Here is a 23,028-nt window from a genome sequence, read left to right on the forward strand (position 1 = left end):
TCAGGACAGTGACTCGTCGAAATTGAGTTTTGTCTTGAGCAAGAATAGAGGATCTTCGGATTCTTGTATGATTTAAACTGAAGAGTTTGATCATGGCTCAGATTGAACGCTGGCGGCAGGCTTAACACATGCAAGTCGAGCGGTAACAGGGGGTGCTTGCACCCCGCTGACGAGCGGCGGACGGGTGAGTAATGCATAGGAAACTGCCCAGTAGTGGGGGATAGCCCGGGGAAACCCGGATTAATACCGCGTACGCCCTTCGGGGGAAAGCAGGGGATCTTCGGACCTTGCGCTATTGGATGTGCCTATGTCGGATTAGCTAGTTGGTGGGGTAAAGGCCTACCAAGGCGACGATCCGTAGCTGGTCTGAGAGGATGATCAGCCACATCGGGACTGAGACACGGCCCGAACTCCTACGGGAGGCAGCAGTGGGGAATATTGGACAATGGGGGCAACCCTGATCCAGCCATGCCGCGTGTGTGAAGAAGGCTTTCGGGTTGTAAAGCACTTTCAGTGAGGAGGAAGGCTTTCAGATTAATACTCTGGAGGATTGACGTTACTCACAGAAGAAGCACCGGCTAACTCCGTGCCAGCAGCCGCGGTAATACGGAGGGTGCAAGCGTTAATCGGAATTACTGGGCGTAAAGCGCGCGTAGGTGGTTTGATAAGCGAGATGTGAAAGCCCCGGGCTTAACCTGGGAACGGCATTTCGAACTGTCAGGCTAGAGTGTGGTAGAGGGTAGTGGAATTTCCTGTGTAGCGGTGAAATGCGTAGATATAGGAAGGAACACCAGTGGCGAAGGCGGCTACCTGGACCAACACTGACACTGAGGTGCGAAAGCGTGGGGAGCAAACAGGATTAGATACCCTGGTAGTCCACGCCGTAAACGATGTCAACTAGCCGTTGGGACTCTTGAAGTCTTAGTGGCGCAGCTAACGCACTAAGTTGACCGCCTGGGGAGTACGGCCGCAAGGTTAAAACTCAAATGAATTGACGGGGGCCCGCACAAGCGGTGGAGCATGTGGTTTAATTCGACGCAACGCGAAGAACCTTACCTGGCCTTGACATGCAGAGAACTTTCCAGAGATGGATTGGTGCCTTCGGGAACTCTGACACAGGTGCTGCATGGCCGTCGTCAGCTCGTGTCGTGAGATGTTGGGTTAAGTCCCGTAACGAGCGCAACCCCTATCCCTAGTTGCTAGCAGTTCGGCTGAGAACTCTAGGGAGACTGCCGGTGACAAACCGGAGGAAGGTGGGGATGACGTCAGGTCATCATGGCCCTTACGGCCAGGGCTACACACGTGCTACAATGGCGCGCACAGAGGGCTGCAAACCCGCGAGGGGGAGCCAATCTCACAAAACGCGTCGTAGTCCGGATCGCAGTCTGCAACTCGACTGCGTGAAGTCGGAATCGCTAGTAATCGTGAATCAGAATGTCACGGTGAATACGTTCCCGGGCCTTGTACACACCGCCCGTCACACCATGGGAGTGGATTGCACCAGAAGTGGTTAGTCTAACCTTCGGGAGGACGATCACCACGGTGTGGTTCATGACTGGGGTGAAGTCGTAACAAGGTAGCCGTAGGGGAACCTGCGGCTGGATCACCTCCTTAAACGAAGCCGAATGCTTCGGTCAGAGTCCACACGAATTACTTGGTTGGCTAATAAAGAGAGCAAAAGGGTCTTTGCAGGCCCGATGGCTGCGACGCTTTAAAGTGAAGCAGGCATTAGCGCTGTAGATTGTGACAGCTGACAAGGCGCAGGCTGAGAGAGCGAGGGAGCGTACATAAGTACGTGACCGAGTGAACGAAGACTGCAACGCAGCTCAGGTGGCGCAAGATGCAGTGATAATTGGGTCTGTAGCTCAGGTGGTTAGAGCGCACCCCTGATAAGGGTGAGGTCGGTGGTTCAAGTCCACCCAGACCCACCAGAATTGCGTGGCTCGTCGTTGTGTCCGGACTTGCATAGCAGGCTATGCGGCGCCCAGACACGCCTAGATCCACACAATTCTATAGCTTAGGTTAAACGGCCTGGCTTGTGTGGAAGATCGAGGGGCCATAGCTCAGCTGGGAGAGCGCCTGCCTTGCACGCAGGAGGTCGGCGGTTCGATCCCGCCTGGCTCCACCAAAAGCCTGAACGATCGATGCTTACATAACTGACTAACTCCGGTTAGCAGTGTACAGAAACGAATGTTTCATGATGATGAAGCCTTCCTTTCTGATCACTGGGTCAGATTTGCTCTTTAACAAATTGGACGAGATAGAACACGATTGATGGATTCCATTATCTCCGGAATTCATTGATCAGAGTGATAACGATTTCAAGCGTTATCCGGTGTTGTCGTTGAAGTGGTTGTTATATCGCTTCAAGGAACTGTCTCCACTTATTTGCATCCTGGTTTACCAGGTTGTCGATAGATGGAACACAGTTGTCTTGGGGTTATATAGTCAAGCAACTAAGCGCATACGGTGGATGCCTTGGCAGTCAGAGGCGATGAAAGACGTGGAAGCCTGCGATAAGGCTCGGGGAGCTGGCAAACAAGCTGTGATCCGGGCATTTCTGAATGGGGAAACCCACCGACTTTCGGGTCGGTATCTTGCACTGAATACATAGGTGTAAGAGGCGAACCGGGGGAACTGAAACATCTAAGTACCCCGAGGAAAAGAAATCAACCGAGATTCCCTAAGTAGCGGCGAGCGAACGGGGACTAGCCCTTAAGCTGGACAACTGGTAGGAGAAGGCTCTGGAAAGTGCCGCCATAGTGGGTGATAGCCCCGTATCCGAAACCTGAGTCTGGTGAAATCGAGTAGGACGGGACACGTGGTATCCTGTCTGAACATGGGGGGACCATCCTCCAAGGCTAAATACTCCTGACTGACCGATAGTGAACCAGTACCGTGAGGGAAAGGCGAAAAGAACCCCTGTGAGGGGAGTGAAATAGATCCTGAAACCGTATGCGTACAAGCAGTCGGAGCGGACTTGTTCCGTGACGGCGTACCTTTTGTATAATGGGTCAGCGACTTATGTTCAGTGGCGAGGTTAACCGTTTAGGGGAGCCGTAGGGAAACCGAGTCTGAATAGGGCGATTTAGTCGCTGGGCATAGACCCGAAACCGGGCGATCTATCCATGAGCAGGTTGAAGGTTGAGTAACATCAACTGGAGGACCGAACCCACTGTCGTTGAAAAGCCAGGGGATGACTTGTGGATCGGAGTGAAAGGCTAATCAAGCCCGGAGATAGCTGGTTCTCCCCGAAAGCTATTTAGGTAGCGCCTCGGACGAATACCACAGGGGGTAGAGCACTGTTTCGGCTAGGGGGTCATCCCGACTTACCAACCCGATGCAAACTCCGAATACCTGTGAGTACTATCCGGGAGACACACGGCGGGTGCTAACGTCCGTCGTGAAGAGGGAAACAACCCAGACCGCCAGCTAAGGTCCCCAAGTACCAGTTAAGTGGGAAACGATGTGGGAAGGCTCAGACAGCTAGGAGGTTGGCTTAGAAGCAGCCATCCTTTAAAGAAAGCGTAATAGCTCACTAGTCGAGTCGGCCTGCGCGGAAGATGTAACGGGGCTCAAACTGGTCACCGAAGCTGCGGCTGCATACATTGTATGCGGGGTAGGGGAGCGTTCTGTAAGCCTGCGAAGGTGAGTTGAGAAGCTTGCTGGAGGTATCAGAAGTGCGAATGCTGACATGAGTAACGACAATGGGAGTGAAAAACTCCCACGCCGGAAGACCAAGGGTTCCTGCGCAACGCTAATCGGCGCAGGGTGAGTCGGCCCCTAAGGCGAGACCGAAAGGTGTAGTCGATGGGAAACGGGTTAATATTCCCGTACCTTGGATAGCTGCGATGGAGAGACGGAGAAGGCTAGGTGAGCCGGGCGACGGTTGTCCCGGTTTAAGCATGTAGGCAGTGGGGTTAGGCAAATCCGGTCCCACAATGCCGAGACGCGACGACGACTGCTCTTAGAGCGGGAAGTCATTGATGCCCTGCTTCCAGGAAAATCTTCTAAGCTTCAGGCTATTCGAGACCGTACCCCAAACCGACACAGGTGGTCAGGTAGAGAATACCAAGGCGCTTGAGAGAACTCGGGTAAAGGAACTAGGCAAAATGGTGCCGTAACTTCGGGAGAAGGCACGCCGGTATTACGTGAAGCCCCTGCGGGTGGAGCGGAAGCCGGTCGAAGATACCAGGCCCCTGCGACTGTTTATTAAAAACACAGCACTGTGCAAACACGAAAGTGGACGTATACGGTGTGACGCCTGCCCGGTGCCGGAAGGTTAATTGATGGGGTTAGCGCTTGCGCGAAGCTCTTGATCGAAGCCCCGGTAAACGGCGGCCGTAACTATAACGGTCCTAAGGTAGCGAAATTCCTTGTCGGGTAAGTTCCGACCTGCACGAATGGCGTAACGATGGGGGCGCTGTCTCTACCCGAGACTCAGTGAAATTGAAATCGCCGTGAAGATGCGGTGTATCCGCGGCTAGACGGAAAGACCCCGTGAACCTTTACTATAGCTTCACAGTGAACTTTGAGCATGTTTGTGTAGGATAGCTGGGAGGCTTTGAAGCGGCGACGCCAGTCGTCGTGGAGCCAACCTTGAAATACCAGCCTGACCTGTTTGAGGTTCTAACTTCGTCCCCTGATCGGGGATAAGGACACTGTGTGGTGGGTAGTTTGACTGGGGCGGTCTCCTCCCAAAGCGTAACGGAGGAGCACAAAGGTGGGCTAAGCATGGTCGGACATCATGCGGTTAGTGTAATGGCACAAGCCCGCTTAACTGCGAGACAGACACGTCGAGCAGGTACGAAAGTAGGTCATAGTGATCCGGTGGTTCTGTATGGAAGGGCCATCGCTCAACGGATAAAAGGTACTCCGGGGATAACAGGCTGATACCGCCCAAGAGTTCACATCGACGGCGGTGTTTGGCACCTCGATGTCGGCTCATCACATCCTGGGGCTGAAGCCGGTCCCAAGGGTATGGCTGTTCGCCATTTAAAGTGGTACGCGAGCTGGGTTTAGAACGTCGTGAGACAGTTCGGTCCCTATCTGCCGTGGACGTTGGAGATTTGAGGAAAGCTGCTCCTAGTACGAGAGGACCGGAGTGGACGAACCTCTGGTGTTCGGGTTGTCACGCCAGTGGCATTGCCCGGTAGCTATGTTCGGACAGGATAACCGCTGAAAGCATCTAAGCGGGAAGCCCCTTCCAAGATGAGATCTCCCTGGCCCCTCGAGGGCCCTGAAGAGCCGTTCAAGACCAGGACGTTGATAGGTCGGGTGTGTAAGCGCTGCGAGGCGTTGAGCTAACCGATACTAATTGCTCGTGCGGCTTGACTATATAACACCCAAGACAATTGCGGATAACGCAAGAGCCAAAAGCTCTGAAATCAACATCACACCGTTCCATCTCGTCCCCCAGTGATCAACCGTTTTGCCTGACGACCATAGCGGTCTGGAACCACCTGATCCCATCCCGAACTCAGAAGTGAAACAGACCAGCGCCGATGGTAGTGTGGCGTTGCCCATGTGAGAGTAGGTCATCGTCAGGCGCCTAATGCCTTAAACCCCAGCATCCTCGATGCTGGGGTTTTTTATTGCCCGGAATTTGGAAAATCTCAAAACCATGACGCTGCGCACAGTGACAAAATGTAACCGGAGTTAAGCTTCAATGCAGGAGCTGGCTAAAAGCACACAATAATTAAAGCCGGCCTCAGAGACGCTCATCAGTCATCTTTTTAATCAGCCTCAGATTGCAAGAGGCAGCATTAGTGAGATTTGGCTATGAGTAGTAGTAAACCAGTCCCTTCGCTTTTGCTCCTGTTCCTGGTGGTTCAGGGTGCGCAGGCTGACTTGCGTCCGATCACAGACCGCCAGATGTCGGAGGTGACAGGCCAGGCATTCGTGTCTGTCGATCGCCAGTACCACCCCGATCCCAGCCGCAACACCGCTTACACCAGGGTCAATCTTGGTATGGATGTCGAGATCCAGACCAATGTGGATGTGCTCGAAATGGGACGCTATGAGCGTGCTGGTGAAAAGGCCGGCACCTCGGATGTTTACATTGAAGACTTTGCCCTTGGCTATATCAATAATCGGGCCTATTTTGACGCCAATCCGAAAGCGCCCAGGCAAAGGAAGCCGGACGGAAGCGTTTACGCAGAGGGCGAGATCGTCCCCTTTACCATTCAGAACCCGTTCTTCGAATTTGCTTTTGACCAGACTACCGAAGAGATCGTTGGCTTCCGTCTCGGCTTTGGCGAGTCCATGGGGGTGTTGTCTGGAAAGATAGAAACACTCACCGGTAATGTTAACGTTGATATTATCGACAGGGGCGAAGGGTTAAGTCAGGCTGACTCCAGCGGAAACCTGTTTGACCAGCTCATCGTTCTTCTGACCCCGCTGCTCGAGGGCGGCAGTCCTCTCCACACCAAGGCCCGGCTGGTATACGGTGCTGAGGGCGACCCTGACATCGGCTCTCTCGATCCGGTGCGTGCCGAACACATTGGTATTCCCGACGGCGAGCGCTTCATTCTTGAGGGTGCGAGTGGCTTTACCCGGTGGTCTGTAAAGAATCTCATTGGCTGGGGTTCAAGCTCCCAAATCGAAGTGCCTGACTGTTCCTTTTTCAGCTGTTCCGACGGCGACATCTACGTCTATGCCCAGGACTGCCTGGTACTTGGAATCGACTCCTGTTTTGATCTTGATACCTACAACAGCTTCCCAATTGGGCAGGTTGGGGTGGTGGACGGTGAACGCCGTATTACCGCCCCGGCTGATGGTGCCTTCATTCCAGACCCAAGACCTTGACTGGCTGAAAGATGTCCGGAAAACCGACATCACGCCGGAAGATTTCATTCGGGCAACCGCTGGTGCGTTTTTCAACATTCCCAACGGCGCTACGGAAGTGAATCTCAACGAAGCACTCTATGGAACCCAGCGTTACCGCACCGAGTATATCGATCGCGGTCGGGGCCTGTTCTGAGGAAATGGTGATGAAAGCGATGCGTTTCCGGAGGTCCCTGATTGAACAGCGGTGTCTGATTGTGCTGCTTGGGTTGTTAGCCTTGCCGTGGGGCTGCCGGGCTGAGCTTTTGGGTCTATCCGAGAGTGAAATGTCGAAAATCGATGGTGAGGGGGTCGGGCTGATATTGGAAAATTTCAAATTCTCCCACGGAACCGACCAGCCGGACGCCAGTGGTGCCCAACCCCGTATATTCCGGATTGGTGGTATCCGGAGTACAGATGGTCGGGATGTGGATATCACGGTGAATCATCTTTATATCTCCGGCACCGGAAGCGATTACGGCCAGCATCTCAGCCCGGTTAACCTTGGCCGACTCCTCAATCCCTGGCGCATCGATGTGGTGGATGGCAACTCCATCGGAATTGCCAACAGGGCGGTTCTGGAATTTGCTGCGCCGTCAATGGTGCCGGCGGAGCAGGGGTATAACTGTCTTGCTGCTACTGCCTCTTTCGGAAGTGGTACCTGCTCCAGCCGCCCAGCCACTGCCAGCTATATTGGCGAACGTGCGGATATCGGCATGCAGATGAATGTCGCCGTGGGTGCCGACCGGTCCGCCAATATCAATATTCATGCGAAAAGTGCCGTCATTGACGGAAGCTACCTGCGACTCTGGGGCGACAGCGATCGTCGCCAGATGGCCGGTCAGTTCAGGCTTGATTTCTATTCTCCGGAGCTCTCAATCAACGCCTGTTCTCAGGACGGTGCCACTTGCGGCTCGCGGATCCGTCTGAGCAACTTTGTCCTCGAGTTAGTTCTGGGCAACCAGTTACAACCGATGTTTTTCGATGTCGACGGCAGCGGAAACTTCGTGGCCGAGGTGCAGACGATTCGTGCTCCCCGGCCGGGTGACATCGGTGCGGATGGGCTCAGGGGGAACAGTGATGCGGAAACCTGGGACTTTTATGAGTCCTATTACACCAACCCCGAGTTCCGCAGCAATCTGACGATAGGTAACTTAAGCGTCGGCGATCGTGATTTTGGGTCTGCGCGAGTGCAGGGAATGCTGATCCAGCACCTGAACATCAAAACCAGGGACCTTGGGCAATGACCATGCCGGAACTGAGAATCGTTTTTTTCCTGCTGCCGGTTTTGGCCGCGCCACTGCCGGTGGTGGCGGAGCTGTCGCCCCTGGCCGATGATGCCATGTCCGGGATTGCCGGCCAGGGTGGTATCTACCTTTCCGGTGACATAAGTATCAATGAGATGGGCGGTCCCGTCGAAAACAGCTACTTCGGGCGATGTGACGATGCATCTAAGAAGTGCGGCGCCCGTTTCGCCTATCGCCTCAAGGAAGGCGGAGGGTGGATGGTGGTTGACGAACTCCGCGGTAGCTTTGCCTTTGAAGGCCTGACCCTCCGAGTCCGAAAAATTGATTCGGGGTTTGCCGGCGACGGGGAGCGTTTCAATCAGGATGTGATCGAGCTGGGGCTGCCAAACACGGTCCGGTTCAATGATGTGCAGTTCAAGATTGCCGGCAGCAGCACGGCGCGCCCAACGGACCCGGGCTTCCAGCAGACCGATATATTTTCCATTCAGATGCAGGGCGAAGCGGTAATGGAAGGAAATCTGCTGGTGTTTCCGGCGGGCAAGCCGTAACAGAGGGGGTTCTCAAGCCTATGGGATTTCAATGTTATCTGAAGCGATTGCCCGCTATCCCGGTGGCTGTTGCCTGTCTTGTGGTTTCTTCCGGCGCGCTGGCAGAAATGCAAAGCCTGTCCGACTCGGCCCTGGCCGATGTCCGTGGCCAGAGCGGTCTCACCATGGAGCTGGATCTTGACTTGTCTGCGGATCGGCTGTCCTATTCTGATGATGGTAATGGTCTGCACCTTGAGGGATTCAGGATTGGCTCAGCGTCCGATCCATCGGGACAGGCGTATCATCTGATCCGGGTCGATATTGCGGATGATGCGTCTCTTAACCTGGATTACCTGGTTGAGGACCGGCGGATCGAGTTTGGGGATATCCGTCTTGCCGGTGCGCCGGGTGTCAGCATGGGTGGAATCTTTTTCGATCATTCCCTTGAGGGCTACCTCACTCTCCGTCCGGGCGGCGCCCTCGGGGGGGCGGGCTATACATTTGACTCTGCCTATACCATGACCGGCGGCCGACTGGGGTATCGCACCAACGGAAACGAGGTATTCCTCGACGATATCACCATGAGGGCCGAGGCTCTTGGGGTCACGCTGGATGTGGTCGGCAATACCCTGGAGTTGTCTGCTCCCCGTATTGTGGGTGACTGGAGCGTGGGGGCAATCCGTTACAGCGGCAACCCACGGAACCACGGAGTAAGTGTCGATTCAGACACCGGCCAACTGCTGCCGAGTTACGGTGGTCTGAGCGGCCAGTATGAGCTTTCATCCGAAACGGCAATCACGGCCGGTGGCCGCCTGGGGGAAGGTCTCCGGATCGATAACAACACGGTGATTCGCTCAGCGTCCTTACTCTATAACGATGATGGTCACACTCTGGCACTGCGGGATATTACGGGTGCATACCGGATCAATGATCTGAGGCTGGATGTGGCACCGGACTGGCAGAGCCGGCCTGCGCTGGCTTTGACGCTCGGCTCGCTGGAGGGTGAGCTCCGGATCGGAGCGATTGAAATGGGGGTTAATGGTAAAAGCCTGGGCCAGGTCAACCTCAGCTTTTTGCTTGCGGACCAGGTCTTCAATGGTCGCCACTATTCCAACGCTATCTACCTTCAGGGCGGTGGGCATGCAGACGCAGGGCCCCAGGGGCTGCGCCTGGCAACAGAATGGAGCCTGCGTCTGGCCGATTTCAGTTACACGGAAGATGGCAACCGGGTGATATTCAGTGGCTTGCAGTCTTGGGGGCGGGGCGATGTAACGGTCAATGTGACGCGCAAGGAAGTGAATAACGGAACCCGGTTCTTCGATGGGTTGCGTATCGGGTTTGAGGGTATCAAGGCCGGCTACCGCCTGAATGGCCTGCGGGTGGGAAGCGAGGATGCACCTTTGCAGGGCGGCACAGAGCTGTTGCTTGCCCTGGGCGTTTATCCGGCCTACGAATTTGAGCTGGACGGACAGGTCACCCTGGGTGCCGGAGGTGCCTCGGGCGAGGGCATCACCATCAACTCCGATATCCGGATTCACAACGGCAAGGCGGCAATCATTGCCGTACCCTACGACCCGGGTACTGGCGAGGTCAGCCAGCGGGGGCTGTGGATTACCGACATGGACTACAGCGGCCATGTCCGGGGCATGACGGTCGACTTGAGCGAAGAAGGGCTTGCGATTAGGACTGGCGAAGCCTGGAGTACCATGGATATCGGAAACCTGAGGGTCGGTGACAAGGAGTCTGGCCGGAGTTTCGGGCGGTTTGTCGTACAGGAATATGAAACCGGCAGCAGCATGACTGTTATTCCGGGTGGCGCCGGGGCTGTCTGCGCCGGCGGCGTGGGCAGCAGCGCTGCCGCGTGCGAGGCTTCCGGCGGTGTCTGGGAGAGCCGGGGCGAAGAGGGGCTTACGGTTAAACTGAAGCAGATATTCGCCAGGGGTGTCAGTGACACCCGGAAAAATACCCTGGTCTGGGAAACCAACCGGCAGGTGGATGGTGCCGGCCGGGAGATTAACGGAACCGGTACCCGGCTGGTGTTGAACGACATCCACACCAGCGATGGCGGTGATTTTGACGGAAACGGCTCGGATGACAACAGCTTCGGTATCCGTACCGACCTGTCAGTGGATGTGTATCAGACCCGGGTTGTGAAGAAGGCCGACGGCGCCGATTCACTGGGTGTGGTCGGAAGCCGGGGTGATGAAAAAATCATGGATGCGGCGGCTACTGCCGGGTATCGGTATGTGTCGAGTCCCACAGCCGAGGAAGTGCAAAACCGGCCGCTCGGTTTTGCCGTGAAGGCGCGGAGTCAGTTCAAGGAGCTCTCCATCAACAATATCGATCTGGTTCATCCGGCGGGTGGCGCCCGGACGGCGGTTTATGGCGTTCGAATGCAAAACTTCGATATCAAGGCAAATCTCACCGCGACGCCGATTCCCTGATGGATCCGCGGTGGATTCGCATCGCCTGACCGGCATCTTTGTTTTTTTCGCCTCCCTGGTGTTTAATCCGGCCTTACTCATTCTTATGGCTGGATGCGTCTTATGAAATCCAAGGCACTTTTAGAGCTTCTCAGTGACGGACAGGTTCATTCCGGAGAATCCCTGGCCTCACGCCTGGGTGTCAGCCGCACCGCTATCTGGAAGCAGATCCGTCGTGCCATGGACGAGGGCGCTGAGATTGCCACGATTCGCGGACGCGGATATCGGCTCACCTCCCGACTGGATCTTCTTGACCGGGATTCTGTACTTGAGTGTCTCGCACCGGCACGTCGGGGTTCACTGTTTCTGAACGTGCTTGATGAAGTGGATTCAACCAATGCCGAAGTCCTCCGGCAGATCCCGGCTGGCGCCGGGAAAATTCCGGTGGTGATGGCCGATTGCCAGACTGCGGGACGCGGGCGCAGGGGGCGCGTCTGGCAAAGTCCTCGGGGTGAGAATCTGTACTTGAGCATTGGGCTTACCTTTCATGGTGGCTTTGGCGTTCTTGACGGCTTGAGCCTGGTGCTGGGCGTTGCCGTGGCCAACGCGCTTGAACAGCTCGGCGTGCCGGAAGTCGGGCTCAAGTGGCCCAATGACATCTTTCTTCCGGACGGTAAACTGGGCGGAATTCTTGTGGAATTGCAGGGCGAGCTTGAAGAAGGTGTGGTTCAGGTGATTGCCGGTATCGGGTTAAATGTCCACATGTCCCGGACAGAAGGGGTTGATCAACCATGGAGCAGCCTTGCCAGGGCGTGTCCGGAGATCGAGTGGTCGCGGAATCAGATAGCGGGCGCCGTTATTGATGCCGTCCTGGATGCGGTTCCGGTTTTTTCGGACCTGGGTTTCCGGGACTTCCGCGAGCCCTGGCAGCGGCGCGATATATTTAAAGGGAAGTCCCTTCAGGCGAAAGGTGGCGAGATTGAAGGGGTTGGCTGCGGCATTGATGACAATGGAAACTACCAGATACAGACCACTGACGGAGTCGTACCGGTACGGGCCGGAGAGATCAGTCTGCGGGTAATGCAATGAAGCTCTACGTCGATGCCGGGAATACCCGGCTCAAATGGTGTCTCGATCAAGCCGGTGAGACGGTAGCCAGCGGTGCGGGCGTGCTGGATGAGGAGAACCCCTTCCCCGGCCTGACACGTTATGCCTCGGATATTCGCAGCATTGCGGTGTCAACGGTGGCGTCGGAAGAGAAGCGCGGGAGGCTGCTCGATTACCTCTCTAGGCTGAGTGCTGTGGCCGCTTGTTGTTATTGGGCAGAGCCGGAACGGGGTGGGCTCCGGAACGCCTATTCCGACTACAAACGGATGGGCGCCGACCGCTGGCATGCCATGTATGGGGCGTGGCTGGACCACAAACAAGGGTTTGCTGTTGTGGATGCCGGCAGTGCGGTCACCGTTGACTACGTAGACCCGCACGGCCGGCATCTTGGCGGATATATTCTCCCGGGCTTGCAGATGATGTTGCGGAGCCTCAAAACCGATGCCGCTCGCATCGGGTTCGATCCTGAGCAGGTTTTGGCAACCGCGCCAGGTAAAAGTACCGGGGAATGCGTCAATCATGGGCTTGCGTGGCTGTCGGATGCCATGATTGCCCGTATAGGGCGGGATACCAGCGAGTTCGGCCTTACCGATGTCCTGGTTACTGGGGGGGATGCCCCGCGGCTCATTGATCTCGGGCTGTCGGGCATCCATCGCCCCGACCTGGTGCTGGCCGGCCTCCGTGCGGTTGCCGGCGAGGAAGCCTCCTGATGAGATGGCTGGCGCTGCTGCTGCTGCTTGTGAGTGTGGGCATCTATTATCTTCCGGCGTACCTGGGGCCTTCCGGAGGTATGGCCGAGGTGGCAAGCGGCAGCCTCCCGCGGGTTGCAAGCCTGAAGCCCTCCGCCCCCGAGGATCCGTCCGGCGCAGAGCCTCCGTTATCCCGAAGTTCTCCACTATCCTGTGTGCGCCTTGGTTGGATAGGTACGCAGGAGAGGGCCCGGCAACTGATCCGTCACCAGCCTCTTGCCCGCGAGGCAGAGTTTGCCGTTGAGGAGGTCGAGCGGCATCTGGCCCCGCTGCATTGGGTGCTCATCCCGCCGCAGCCAGAGGAGGTCGCCTTGCGAGAGTTTCGGGATATTCAGCGCCAGGGTATCGACTCCTACCTCGTCACGGAGGGCGAGTACCGAAATGCCATTTCCCTTGGCCTGTTTGAGCACCGGGAATCTGCAATTTCCGTGCTGGAAGAAAAAAAGCGCCAGAATCTTAATGCGGTACTGGCCAACTTCCCCCGAAATCAGATAAGCTACGCGCTCGTTTTTGAGGCTGAGCCAGACCTCGCAGAGGCGCTGGTCAAGGCGGTAAAAACGGATTACGGCAGCAATTTTGATTTCGTCGAAATCAGGCCTTGTGAAGGTGTTGCAACGCCAGAGAAAAATCCGTAGTATACCGCCCTCGCTGACGAGGCGATTGTGAGCTGGCGTAGCTCAGTTGGTAGAGCAGCTGACTTGTAATCAGCAGGTCGGGGGTTCGATTCCGTCCGCCAGCTCCACTTTAAGTTTTGACGGATTTGTGTAAGCAAGTTCGACTCGGAGGGGTTCCCGAGTGGCCAAAGGGATCAGACTGTAAATCTGACGGCATCGCCTTCGCAGGTTCGAATCCTGCCCCCTCCACCACTAATTGCTCGCGGGCATCGTATAGTGGCTATTACCTCAGCCTTCCAAGCTGATGACGCGGGTTCGATTCCCGCTGCCCGCTCCAATTTTTGCAATGCTCATGTAGCTCAGTCGGTAGAGCACATCCTTGGTAAGGATGAGGTCACCGGTTCAATTCCGGTCATGAGCTCCATTATTTATCCGGTCAACGTTACGATCCTGGTTGATTAGGGAGATTGGTCGAATGTCTAAGTCAAAGTTTGAACGTAAGAAGCCGCACTTGAACGTGGGCACCATTGGTCACGTTGACCATGGTAAGACCACTCTGACAGCAGCCCTGACCCGTGTATGTCACGAAGTCTGGGGGACAGGTGAGAGCCGTGCGTTTGACCAGATTGATAACGCACCGGAAGAGCGTGCGCGTGGTATTACCATCGCGACCTCCCACGTTGAATACGATTCTCCGACCCGTCACTACGCTCACGTAGACTGCCCGGGCCACGCGGATTATGTGAAGAACATGATCACCGGTGCGGCCCAGATGGACGGTGCGATCCTGGTTTGCTCCGCAGCTGACGGCCCCATGCCGCAGACCCGTGAGCACATCCTGCTGTCGCGTCAGGTTGGCGTGCCTTTCATCGTGGTGTTCCTGAACAAGGCGGACATGGTAGACGATGAAGAGCTGCTTGAGCTGGTCGAGATGGAAGTTCGCGATCTGCTGAGCCAGTATGACTTCCCGGGCGACGACACGCCGATCATTACCGGTTCCGCGCTGATGGCGCTGGAAGGTAAGGACGATAACGAGATGGGTACGACCGCTGTCAAGAAGCTGGTAGAAGCCCTGGATGAGTACATCCCTGAGCCGGAGCGTGCGATTGATCAGCCGTTCCTGATGCCGATTGAGGACGTATTCTCCATCTCCGGTCGTGGTACTGTGGTAACCGGTCGTGTTGAGCGTGGCATCATCAAGGTGGGTGACGAAGTGGAAATCGTCGGTATCAAGGATACCGTGAAAACCACCTGCACCGGCGTTGAGATGTTCCGCAAACTGCTGGACGAAGGTCGTGCTGGTGAGAACGTGGGTGTTCTGCTGCGTGGTACCAAGCGTGATGACGTTGAGCGTGGTCAGGTTCTGTGTGTGCCGGGCTCGATCAAGCCGCACACCAAGTTCGAGTGTGAAGTGTACGTACTGTCCAAAGAAGAAGGCGGTCGTCATACTCCGTTCTTCAAGGGCTATCGTCCGCAGTTCTACTTCCGTACTACTGACGTAACCGGTTCCTGTGAACTGCCGGAAGGCGTGGAAATGGTTATGCCGGGTGACAACGTGAAGATGAATGTTACCCTGATTGCTCCGATCGCCATGGAAGATGGTCTGCGTTTCGCGATTCGCGAAGGCGGCCGTACCGTTGGTGCCGGTGTAGTCTCCAAGATCATCGAGTAATTTGCTCGAGAGTAAGTGCGCTGAGTAGTTTCGGTGCAGGCCAGTAGCTCAATTGGCAGAGCAGCGGTCTCCAAAACCGCAGGTTGGGGGTTCGATTCCCTCCTGGCCTGCCATTTTTTAACATCCGGATACATAAGTTGATTCCTATGGAGTCAAAAGCCGTTCAGTCAGCCAGCCGTTTCGATTTCCTGAAGTGGCTGGTTGTTTTCGTTCTGATCGCCATCGGTGTGGTGGGGAATCAGTATTTTAGTGCCGAGTCTCTGCTGTACCGGGTTCTGGCTCTTGTAGGTCTCGCGATTGTTGCGGCGCTTGTTGCCCTTCAAACCGATCGTGGTCGTCGCTTTGCGACGCTGCTGAAGGAAGCGAGGGTGGAGATCCGGAAAGTGGTATGGCCCACCAGGCCCGAATTGGTGCAGACAACCGCAATTGTTGTGGTATTTGTGCTGGTCGTTGCGCTGTTGTTGTGGGGCATGGATTCGCTGATCAGCTTGCTGGTCGCCGGGTTTATCGGTTAACAGGAGTGGGCAATGGCTAAGCGCTGGTACGTCGTTCATGCGTATTCTGGCTTCGAAAAGCAGGTGATGCGCGCCCTGAAAGAGCGGGTTGCTCTTGACGGCATGGAGGACAGGTTCGGCGAAATCCTGGTTCCGACCGAGGAAGTCGTCGAAATGCGTGAGGGGAAGAAGCGCAAGAGTGAGCGCAAATTCTACCCCGGGTACGTACTGGTCCAGATGGAAATGGATGACGCGACGTGGCACCTTGTAAAGAATACGCCGCGGGTTCTGGGTTTTATCGGCGGCACCAAGGATAAGCCGGCACCGATCACTGAGAAAGAGGCGGACGCAATTCTGCGTCGTGTCGAGAGTGGTGCAGACAAGCCCAAGCCCAAGACTCTGTTTGAGCCGGGTGAGGTTGTTCGTGTCGTTGAAGGGCCGTTTGCTGACTTCAATGGTGTTGTGGAAGAAGTCGACTACGACAAGAGTCGTGTCAAAGTTGCTGTTTTGATTTTCGGTCGTTCAACTCCGGTCGAGCTGGAGTTTGGGCAGGTCGAGAAGGACTGACCGGCAACGATAAAACTGAAAGCTCGCGCGCCAAGGCGACGCGGGCTTTTTGTGTCTGCATTTTGCAGTTGTAACTAACGGGGAGCCGAAAGGCGTTCGAACCCACAGGAGATTTGTCATGGCGAAGAAGATCGAAGCCTATATCAAGCTTCAGGTTGCTGCCGGCAAGGCCAACCCGAGTCCCCCCGTCGGCCCTGCACTGGGCCAGCGTGGCGTAAACATCATGGAGTTCTGTAAGGCGTTTAACGCAAAGACCCAGGATATGGAGCCGGGCCTTCCGATTCCGACTGTCATCACAGTTTACAGTGATCGCAGCTTTACCTTTATTACCAAGACGCCGCCTGCGCCGGTTCTTCTTAAAAAGGCTGCTGGCATCAAGAGTGGCTCCGGTCGCCCGAATACCGACAAAGTTGGTACCGTGACTCGCGAGCAACTTGAAGAGATCGCCAAGACCAAAGAGCCGGATCTGACTGCTGCCGATATGGACGCAGCGGTTCGTACCATTGCAGGAACAGCCCGCAGTATGGGCCTGAACGTGGAGGGCCTGTAACATGGCAAAGCTGAGCAAGCGTCAGAAGCTTATTCGTGAAAAGGTAGACTCTGCCCGTTCCTACTCTGTTGACGAGGCAGTTGCCTTGCTGGTCGAGCTGGGTCAGAACGTGAAGTTCAAAGAGTCCGTGGACGTGGCCGTCAATCTGGGTGTTGATGCGCGTAAATCCGATCAGGTTGTTCGCAGCAGCACTGTTCTGCCGCACGGCACCGGTAAAACGGTCCGCGTAGCGGTGTTCACCCAGGGCGCCAATGCCGAGAAAGCCACAGCCGCCGGTGCGGATATCGTGGGCATGGATGACCTGGCAGATGAAGTTAAAAAAGGCAACATGGATTTCGATGTGGTTATCGCCACACCGGACGCCATGCGTGTTGTTGGTCAGCTGGGCCAGATTCTCGGCCCCCGTGGCCTGATGCCGAACCCGAAGGTCGGTACTGTGACTCCGGACGTTGAGACTGCGGTCAAAAACGCCAAGGCTGGTCAGGTTCGTTACCGCACCGACAAGAACGGCATTATCCACGCTCCGCTGGGTAACGTTGAGTTTTCTGCACAGAACATCAAGGAAAACCTTGAGGCTCTGGTAGCAGACCTGAAAAAGGCCAAGCCGTCGTCGGCGAAAGGTGTGTATCTGAAGAAGATCACCGTTTCCTCGACTATGGGTCCTGGCCTGACTATCGATCAGAGCGGTCTGAACATCTGATTCTCTGAGCGTTAGTCACTTTGTAGTCTGGGCGGAAGCCAAGGCTGTCAAAGACCGCAGGCCCCCGATGCGCTCCTGGTAACCCCGGAAGCGCGGCAAGGGTTAAAGCAACGCCTGCGCAGACGGTGTGAAGACGTTCTCTCTGAACCCAAACACCGTTAGGAGCCCCGCGAGGGGTATATGTGGGTTTGCCGGGATATCCCCGGCGAAATCGAGGAGAAATCCAGTGGCAATTAGACTCGAAGACAAGAAAGCGATCGTCGCTGAAGTCAACGAGACTGCCGGTGGTGCTCTGTCTGTGGTTCTGGCTGATTACCGTGGTGTGACCTCTGGTGACATGACGGCGCTTCGTGCCAAGGCTCGTGCCGAAAACGTGCGTCTGAAGGTTGTTCGTAACAACCTGGCGAAGATCGCGATTCGAGGTACCGAGTTCGAGTGCATTGATGAAGCGCTGGTTGGCCCGACCATTCTGGCATTCTCAATGGAAGATCCGGGTGCGGCTGCGCGCCTGCTGAAGGATTTTGCCAAAGAGAAAGAGGCGTTCGAGATCAAGGGACTGGCCGTCGGCGGAGAGCTGATGGGTGCAGACCAGATCGATCGTCTTGCCAAGCTGCCAACACGTCACGAAGCGTTGACAATGCTGGCTGCAGTAACACAGGCACCGATCACCAAGCTGGCACGGACACTGAACGAAGTTCCTTCGAAAGTGACTCGTGCTGTAGCGGCAGTTCGCGACCAGAAGCAAGAAGCTGCTTGATTCTGTTGAACACCATTTTTTATATTTTTGGGAGAAAGTCATGGCTCTGTCTAACGAAGACATTTTGAACGCAATTGCTGAAATGAGCGTAATGGACGTTGTTGCGCTGGTTGAAGCAATGGAAGAGAAATTCGGTGTTTCTGCCGCTGCTGCAGTTGCTGCTGCACCGGCCGCTGCTGCTGGTGGCGAAGCTGCCGCTGAAGAGCAGACCGAGTTTGACGTTGTACTTACCGGTCCTGGTGAGAAGAAAGTAAACGTAATCAAGGCCGTTCGTGAACTGACCGGCCTGGGTCTGAAAGAAGCTAAGGAAATGGTCGACAGCGCGCCTTCCGTTATCAAGGAAGCAGCCAGCAAGGCTGACGCTGAAGAAGCCAAGAAGAAGCTTGAGGAAGCAGGCGCTTCTGTTGAGCTCAAGTAAGAGTCGGCTGTTGATCGAAACCGTGCAATAAGCATGGTCAGGCTGGTGGCTTTATGCCACCGGCCTTTTTCTGTTGTATATGCTATAGAGTCTGGTGAGCAATTGCAGGTTGATGTCAGATATATAACCTACAGCCAGAGTCTTGTTCAAGACGGCGCGATAAGCCGAGCAATTCGGCCCCGAAGCAGAACAATGGTTGCTTCTTGATACCAGGTATCAGGTCTAAAGCTGGGGAATGCAGATGACTTACTCCTACACCGAGAAAAAGCGGATTCGCAAAGATTTCAGTAAATTGCCTTCCGTGATGGACGTCCCCTATTTGCTGTCTATTCAGCTGGATTCGTTCAGGGACTTCCTCCAAATGGAAGCCGCTCCTGAGGACCGTCGGGAAACCGGTCTTCACGCAGCATTCAAATCCGTATTCCCGATTGTCAGTTACTCTGGCAATGCCGCACTCGAATACGTCAGTTATCGTATTGGCGAGCCGGTTTTTGATGTCAAGGAATGCCAGCTTAGGGGCGTAACCTATGCAGCGCCGCTGCGGGTGAAAGTCCGCCTTATCATTTACGATAAGGAGTCGTCGAACAAGGCGATCAAGGACATTAAAGAGCAGGAAGTGTACATGGGCGAAATGCCCCTGATGACCGAGAACGGTACCTTCGTTATCAACGGTACCGAGCGCGTTATTGTTTCCCAGCTCCACCGGTCACCGGGCGTGTTCTTCGATCACGACAAGGGTAAAACCCATTCTTCCGGCAAGCTGCTGTATTCGGCGCGGGTGATTCCTTACCGTGGCTCCTGGCTGGATTTCGAGTTTGATCCGAAGGACGCCGTGTTCGTTCGTATCGACCGTCGTCGGAAGCTGCCGGCGTCTATCCTGCTGCGGTCACTGGGCTACACCTCCGAGCAGATGCTCGAGATGTTCTTTGAAACCAGTAAATTCAGCCTGGGCGCGGAGACGTGCAAGCTGGAACTGGTGCCGAGCCGTCTGCGCGGTGACATTGCCACCTTCGATATCAAGGACAATGACGGCAGCGTGATTGTCGAGGAAGGTCGCCGGATTACTGCCCGTCACATCAAGCAGCTGGAAAAAGCCGGTATCAACGAGCTTGAGGTGCCGACCGAGTACCTGTATGGCCGCGTTCTGGCCAAGGACATGATCGATCAGGCGTCCGGTGAAGTCCTGGTTGAATGTAACTCGGAGCTGACCGAGGAGCTGGTTACCAAAATCCTGGATGCGGGCGTAAAGGAAATCGAAACCCTTTACACCAACGATCTGGACTGCGGTCCGTTCATGTCCGACACCCTGCGTATCGATCCGACCCGCACCCCGCTGGAAGCGCTGGTTGAAATCTATCGGATGATGCGCCCGGGCGAGCCGCCCACCAAGGAATCGGCTGAAAACCTGTTCAATAATCTGTTTTTCTCCGAAGAGCGCTATGACCTGTCAGCGGTTGGCCGCATGAAGCTCAACCGCCGTCTGCGCCGGGAAGAAAGCACCGGTGAAGGCACCCTGACCCACGCTGACATTATTGATGTCCTCAAGACCCTGATCGATATCCGTAACGGCCAGGGCAATGTGGATGACATCGATAACCTGGGTAACCGCCGGGTTCGCTGTGTTGGTGAAATGGCCGAAAACCAGTTCCGGGTGGGTCTGGTGCGGGTTGAGCGTGCCGTTCGTGAGCGTCTGAGCCTGGCCGAGAGTGAAGGCCTGATGCCGCAGGACCTGATCAACGCCAAGCCCGTGGCGGCCGCCGTCAAGGAGTTCTTCGGTTCCAGCCAGTTGTCCCAGTTCATGGATCAGAACAACCCGCTGTCGGAAGTGACTCACAAGCGCCGTATCTCGGCCCTTGGCCCGGGCGGTCTGACCCGTGAGCGTGCCGGCTTTGAGGTTCGTGACGTACATCCGACTCATTACGGTCGTGTGTGCCCGATCGAGACACCGGAAGGCCCGAACATCGGTCTGATCAACTCGCTGGCAACCTATGCCCGTTCAAACTCCTACGGCTTCCTGGAAAGTCCGTACCGGAAAGTGGTTGAGGGTGTGGTCACCGACGAAGTGGTGTATCTGTCTGCCATCGAGGAGAGCAATTACGTCATCGCCCAGGCCAGTGCGGCCATGGACGAGAAGACCAAGCGCCTGACCGATGAACTGGTTACCGTACGTCACCAGAACGAGTTCACCGTTACGCCGCCGGAAAGCGTCAACTTCATGGACGTTTCGCCACGGCAGGTTGTGTCGGTTGCGGCGTCACTGATTCCGTTCCTGGAGCACGACGATGCCAACCGCGCCCTGATGGGAGCTAACATGCAGCGCCAGGCGGTTCCGACCCTGCGTTCCCAGGTGCCTCTGGTGGGTACCGGTGTTGAACGGACGGTGGCTCAGGATTCCGGCGTGTGTGTCACGGCCCGTCGCGGCGGCGTTATCGAAAGTGTCGATGCGGCCCGTGTTGTGGTCCGTGTGAACAATGAGGAAACCGAGGCGGGTGATGCCGGTGTGGATATCTACAACCTCACCAAGTACACCCGTTCCAACCAGAACACCTGTATCAACCAGCGCTCTATTGTGCGCCAGGGCGATGTGATTGCCCGTGGGGACGTGCTGGCAGACGGTCCGTCGGTCGACCTGGGTGAGCTGGCGCTGGGGCAGAACATGCGTATCGCGTTCATGCCCTGGAACGGTTACAACTTTGAGGACTCCATCCTCATCTCCGAGAAAGTGGTTCAGGAAGACCGCCTGACCACCATTCACATTCAGGAACTGACCTGTGTGGCTCGGGATACCAAGCTGGGTAGCGAAGAAATCACCGCGGATATTCCGAACGTTGGTGAAAGTGCGCTGTCCAAGCTGGATGAGTCCGGGATTGTGTATATCGGTGCCGAAGTAGGGCCTGGCGATATTCTGGTGGGCAAGGTGACACCGAAGGGTGAAACCCAGCTGACTCCGGAAGAGAAGCTGCTGCGCGCCATCTTCGGTGAGAAGGCGTCGGATGTTAAGGACACCTCCTCCCGTGTGCCGACAGGCACCCGCGGTACTGTTATCGACGTCCAGGTCTTTACCCGTGACGGTATCGAGAAGGACCAGCGAGCGCAGTCGATCGAGAAAGAGCAACTGGATCAATACCGCAAGGACCTTAAGGACGAGTACCGGATTGTTGAAGGTGCAACCTTCGAACGTCTGATGAGCGCTCTGAAAGGTCAGGAAGTGATCAGTGGGCCGGGCCTGAAAAAGGGTGCCACCCTGGACGAGGGCTACCTGGCCGAGCTGCCGCGTTCAGACTGGTTCAAGCTCCGGATGAAAGACGAGAGCCTGAACGAGCTGCTGGAGAAATCCGAGCAGGGTCTGGAAGATCGCAAGAAGGAGCACGAAGCACGCTTTGATGACAAGAAAGGCAAGCTTCAGCAGGGTGATGATCTTGCTCCGGGTGTGTTGAAGATCGTCAAGGTGTACCTGGCAATCAAGCGTCGCATCCAGCCGGGTGACAAGATGGCCGGTCGTCATGGTAACAAGGGTGTTATCTCTGCGGTTATGCCGATTGAGGATATGCCTTATGACGAGCATGGCAACACGGTCGACATCGTTCTGAACCCGCTGGGCGTTCCGTCGCGGATGAACGTAGGTCAGGTGCTGGAGACCCACCTGGGTGCCGCAGCCAAGGGGCTGGGTGAGCGAATCAGCCAGATGCTGGATGAACAGCGCAAGGTGGCTGAATTACGCAAGCTGCTGGATGAGATCTACAATCACTCAGACGAAGTGTTCAAGGTGGACCTGGATTCCCTGTCCGACAAGGAAATCCTCGAGATGTGTCACAACCTGCGTGGCGGTGTACCCATGGCAACGCCGGTATTCGACGGTGCCAAGGAAGCCGAAGTCAAACGGATGCTTGAACTGGCGGGGTTGAGCACCACGGGCCAGACCATGCTGTACGACGGTCGCACCGGAGACATGTTCGACCGTCCGGTGACCGTCGGCTACATGTACATCCTGAAGCTGAACCACCTGATCGACGACAAGATGCACGCTCGTTCCACCGGCTCCTACAGCCTGGTTACCCAGCAGCCGCTGGGTGGTAAGGCGCAGTTCGGTGGCCAGCGCTTCGGTGAGATGGAAGTGTGGGCCCTTGAGGCCTACGGTGCAGCCTATACGCTGCAGGAGATGCTCACCGTCAAGTCTGATGACGTGAACGGTCGGACCAAGATGTACAAGAACATTGTCGATGGCGACCATCGCATGGAGCCGGGCATGCCCGAATCCTTCAACGTTCTTGTCAAGGAAATCCGCTCGTTGGGTATCGACATCGAGCTGGAATCCGAGTGAGCCGAATTGTTTTTGGCAGCGTGAGCGGGCACCACCGGTGCCCGCCCGAGATTAACG

The 23,028-nt window shown here is 55.9% G+C and carries 14 protein-coding genes, 7 tRNA genes, 3 rRNA genes and 1 pseudogene; all 25 read left to right on the forward strand.

The annotated features are described in order from the left end of the window. Nucleotides 1-74 precede the first annotated feature (74 nt). Nucleotides 75-1,614: ribosomal RNA gene (locus tag msub_RS19200) — 16S ribosomal RNA — on the forward strand. Nucleotides 1,615-1,854: 240 nt separating this feature from the next. After that, nucleotides 1,855-1,931 (forward strand) — tRNA-Ile (locus tag msub_RS19205). Between the two features lie 121 nt (nucleotides 1,932-2,052). Then, nucleotides 2,053-2,128 (forward strand) — tRNA-Ala (locus tag msub_RS19210). Nucleotides 2,129-2,446: 318 nt separating this feature from the next. Continuing rightward, a 23S ribosomal RNA gene (locus msub_RS19215) occupies nucleotides 2,447-5,338 on the forward strand. Nucleotides 5,339-5,434: 96 nt separating this feature from the next. Continuing rightward, nucleotides 5,435-5,549 (forward strand): 5S ribosomal RNA (gene rrf, locus msub_RS19220). Together the 16S, 23S and 5S rRNA genes with 2 tRNA genes alongside form the textbook arrangement of a ribosomal RNA operon. 325 nt (nucleotides 5,550-5,874) lie before the next feature. Continuing rightward, a pseudogene (locus msub_RS19225) lies at nucleotides 5,875-6,982 on the forward strand (hypothetical protein). A gap of 130 nt (nucleotides 6,983-7,112) precedes the next feature. Beyond that, nucleotides 7,113-8,072, forward strand: a complete 960-nt coding sequence (locus tag msub_RS19230; protein WP_227506861.1) for a hypothetical protein — start codon at nucleotides 7,113-7,115, stop codon at nucleotides 8,070-8,072. After that, nucleotides 8,069-8,620, forward strand: coding sequence for a hypothetical protein (locus msub_RS19235; RefSeq protein ID WP_227506862.1), 552 nt, complete (start codon nucleotides 8,069-8,071; stop codon nucleotides 8,618-8,620). Before msub_RS19230 ends, msub_RS19235 begins: the two co-directional genes overlap by 4 nt. Before the next feature lie 20 nt (nucleotides 8,621-8,640). Beyond that, nucleotides 8,641-11,043, forward strand: coding sequence for a DUF6160 family protein (locus tag msub_RS19240; protein ID WP_048497724.1), 2,403 nt, complete (start codon nucleotides 8,641-8,643; stop codon nucleotides 11,041-11,043). A gap of 102 nt (nucleotides 11,044-11,145) precedes the next feature. Beyond that, on the forward strand, nucleotides 11,146-12,111 hold the full coding sequence (locus tag msub_RS19245) for a biotin--[acetyl-CoA-carboxylase] ligase (protein ID WP_048497725.1): 966 nt from the start codon (nucleotides 11,146-11,148) through the stop codon (nucleotides 12,109-12,111). After that, nucleotides 12,108-12,839 carry a type III pantothenate kinase gene (locus tag msub_RS19250; protein ID WP_048497726.1) on the forward strand — a complete coding sequence of 244 codons (732 nt, stop codon included), beginning with the start codon at nucleotides 12,108-12,110 and terminating at the stop codon, nucleotides 12,837-12,839. The genes msub_RS19245 and msub_RS19250 overlap by 4 nt, the downstream gene beginning before the upstream one ends. Beyond that, nucleotides 12,839-13,513 carry a hypothetical protein gene (locus msub_RS19255; protein WP_227506863.1) on the forward strand — a complete coding sequence of 225 codons (675 nt, stop codon included), beginning with the start codon at nucleotides 12,839-12,841 and terminating at the stop codon, nucleotides 13,511-13,513. Before msub_RS19250 ends, msub_RS19255 begins: the two co-directional genes overlap by 1 nt. Nucleotides 13,514-13,544: 31 nt before the next feature. Then, a tRNA-Thr gene (locus tag msub_RS19260) sits at nucleotides 13,545-13,620 on the forward strand. A gap of 39 nt (nucleotides 13,621-13,659) precedes the next feature. Continuing rightward, a tRNA-Tyr gene (locus msub_RS19265) sits at nucleotides 13,660-13,744 on the forward strand. Between the two features lie 10 nt (nucleotides 13,745-13,754). Continuing rightward, nucleotides 13,755-13,829: transfer RNA gene (locus msub_RS19270), tRNA-Gly, on the forward strand. A gap of 11 nt (nucleotides 13,830-13,840) precedes the next feature. Then, nucleotides 13,841-13,916 (forward strand) — tRNA-Thr (locus msub_RS19275). Nucleotides 13,917-13,967: 51 nt separating this feature from the next. Then, nucleotides 13,968-15,164 carry an elongation factor Tu gene (tuf, locus tag msub_RS19280; RefSeq protein WP_048497727.1) on the forward strand — a complete coding sequence of 399 codons (1,197 nt, stop codon included), beginning with the start codon at nucleotides 13,968-13,970 and terminating at the stop codon, nucleotides 15,162-15,164. 37 nt (nucleotides 15,165-15,201) lie between these two features. Continuing rightward, nucleotides 15,202-15,277: transfer RNA gene (locus msub_RS19285), tRNA-Trp, on the forward strand. 33 nt (nucleotides 15,278-15,310) lie between these two features. Further along, nucleotides 15,311-15,679 carry a preprotein translocase subunit SecE gene (secE, locus tag msub_RS19290; protein WP_048497728.1) on the forward strand — a complete coding sequence of 123 codons (369 nt, stop codon included), beginning with the start codon at nucleotides 15,311-15,313 and terminating at the stop codon, nucleotides 15,677-15,679. 12 nt (nucleotides 15,680-15,691) lie between these two features. Further along, the gene (gene nusG, locus msub_RS19295; protein WP_048497729.1) at nucleotides 15,692-16,225 is read left to right on the forward strand and encodes a transcription termination/antitermination protein NusG; all 534 of its coding nucleotides are present in this window, start codon (nucleotides 15,692-15,694) and stop codon (nucleotides 16,223-16,225) included. 118 nt (nucleotides 16,226-16,343) lie between these two features. Further along, entirely contained in the window at nucleotides 16,344-16,775 is a 432-nt protein-coding gene (gene rplK / locus msub_RS19300; RefSeq protein WP_048497730.1) for a 50S ribosomal protein L11, read from the forward strand. 1 nt (nucleotide 16,776) lies between these two features. Continuing rightward, nucleotides 16,777-17,475 (forward strand): 50S ribosomal protein L1, encoded by a 699-nt coding sequence (gene rplA, locus msub_RS19305; protein ID WP_048497731.1) that lies wholly within the window; start codon nucleotides 16,777-16,779, stop codon nucleotides 17,473-17,475. A gap of 226 nt (nucleotides 17,476-17,701) precedes the next feature. Further along, nucleotides 17,702-18,232 carry a 50S ribosomal protein L10 gene (gene rplJ / locus msub_RS19310; RefSeq protein ID WP_048497732.1) on the forward strand — a complete coding sequence of 177 codons (531 nt, stop codon included), beginning with the start codon at nucleotides 17,702-17,704 and terminating at the stop codon, nucleotides 18,230-18,232. Nucleotides 18,233-18,272: 40 nt separating this feature from the next. Beyond that, the gene (rplL, locus tag msub_RS19315) at nucleotides 18,273-18,650 is read left to right on the forward strand and encodes a 50S ribosomal protein L7/L12 (protein WP_048497733.1); all 378 of its coding nucleotides are present in this window, start codon (nucleotides 18,273-18,275) and stop codon (nucleotides 18,648-18,650) included. Between the two features lie 241 nt (nucleotides 18,651-18,891). Beyond that, nucleotides 18,892-22,971, forward strand: coding sequence for a DNA-directed RNA polymerase subunit beta (rpoB, locus tag msub_RS19320; RefSeq protein WP_048498042.1), 4,080 nt, complete (start codon nucleotides 18,892-18,894; stop codon nucleotides 22,969-22,971). Nucleotides 22,972-23,028 lie beyond the last annotated feature (57 nt).

It is taken from the genome of Marinobacter subterrani (assembly GCF_001045555.1).
In the GTDB taxonomy this organism is placed as follows: Bacteria; Pseudomonadota; Gammaproteobacteria; order Pseudomonadales; family Oleiphilaceae; genus Marinobacter; species Marinobacter subterrani.

What these genes read in the sequence shown, in the direction of transcription:
- msub_RS19230 (WP_227506861.1), top strand. Translation starts at nt 7,113, where the DNA reads ATGTCGAAAATCGATGGTGAGGGGGTCGGGCTGATATTGGAAAATTTC.
- msub_RS19235 (WP_227506862.1), top strand. Translation starts at nt 8,069, where the DNA reads ATGACCATGCCGGAACTGAGAATCGTTTTTTTCCTGCTGCCGGTTTTG.
- msub_RS19240 (WP_048497724.1), top strand. Translation starts at nt 8,641, where the DNA reads ATGGGATTTCAATGTTATCTGAAGCGATTGCCCGCTATCCCGGTGGCT.
- msub_RS19245 (WP_048497725.1), top strand. Translation starts at nt 11,146, where the DNA reads ATGAAATCCAAGGCACTTTTAGAGCTTCTCAGTGACGGACAGGTTCAT.
- msub_RS19250 (WP_048497726.1), top strand. Translation starts at nt 12,108, where the DNA reads ATGAAGCTCTACGTCGATGCCGGGAATACCCGGCTCAAATGGTGTCTC.
- msub_RS19255 (WP_227506863.1), top strand. Translation starts at nt 12,839, where the DNA reads ATGAGATGGCTGGCGCTGCTGCTGCTGCTTGTGAGTGTGGGCATCTAT.
- tuf (WP_048497727.1), top strand. Translation starts at nt 13,968, where the DNA reads ATGTCTAAGTCAAAGTTTGAACGTAAGAAGCCGCACTTGAACGTGGGC.
- secE (WP_048497728.1), top strand. Translation starts at nt 15,311, where the DNA reads ATGGAGTCAAAAGCCGTTCAGTCAGCCAGCCGTTTCGATTTCCTGAAG.
- nusG (WP_048497729.1), top strand. Translation starts at nt 15,692, where the DNA reads ATGGCTAAGCGCTGGTACGTCGTTCATGCGTATTCTGGCTTCGAAAAG.
- rplK (WP_048497730.1), top strand. Translation starts at nt 16,344, where the DNA reads ATGGCGAAGAAGATCGAAGCCTATATCAAGCTTCAGGTTGCTGCCGGC.
- rplA (WP_048497731.1), top strand. Translation starts at nt 16,777, where the DNA reads ATGGCAAAGCTGAGCAAGCGTCAGAAGCTTATTCGTGAAAAGGTAGAC.
- rplL (WP_048497733.1), top strand. Translation starts at nt 18,273, where the DNA reads ATGGCTCTGTCTAACGAAGACATTTTGAACGCAATTGCTGAAATGAGC.
- rpoB (WP_048498042.1), top strand. Translation starts at nt 18,892, where the DNA reads ATGACTTACTCCTACACCGAGAAAAAGCGGATTCGCAAAGATTTCAGT.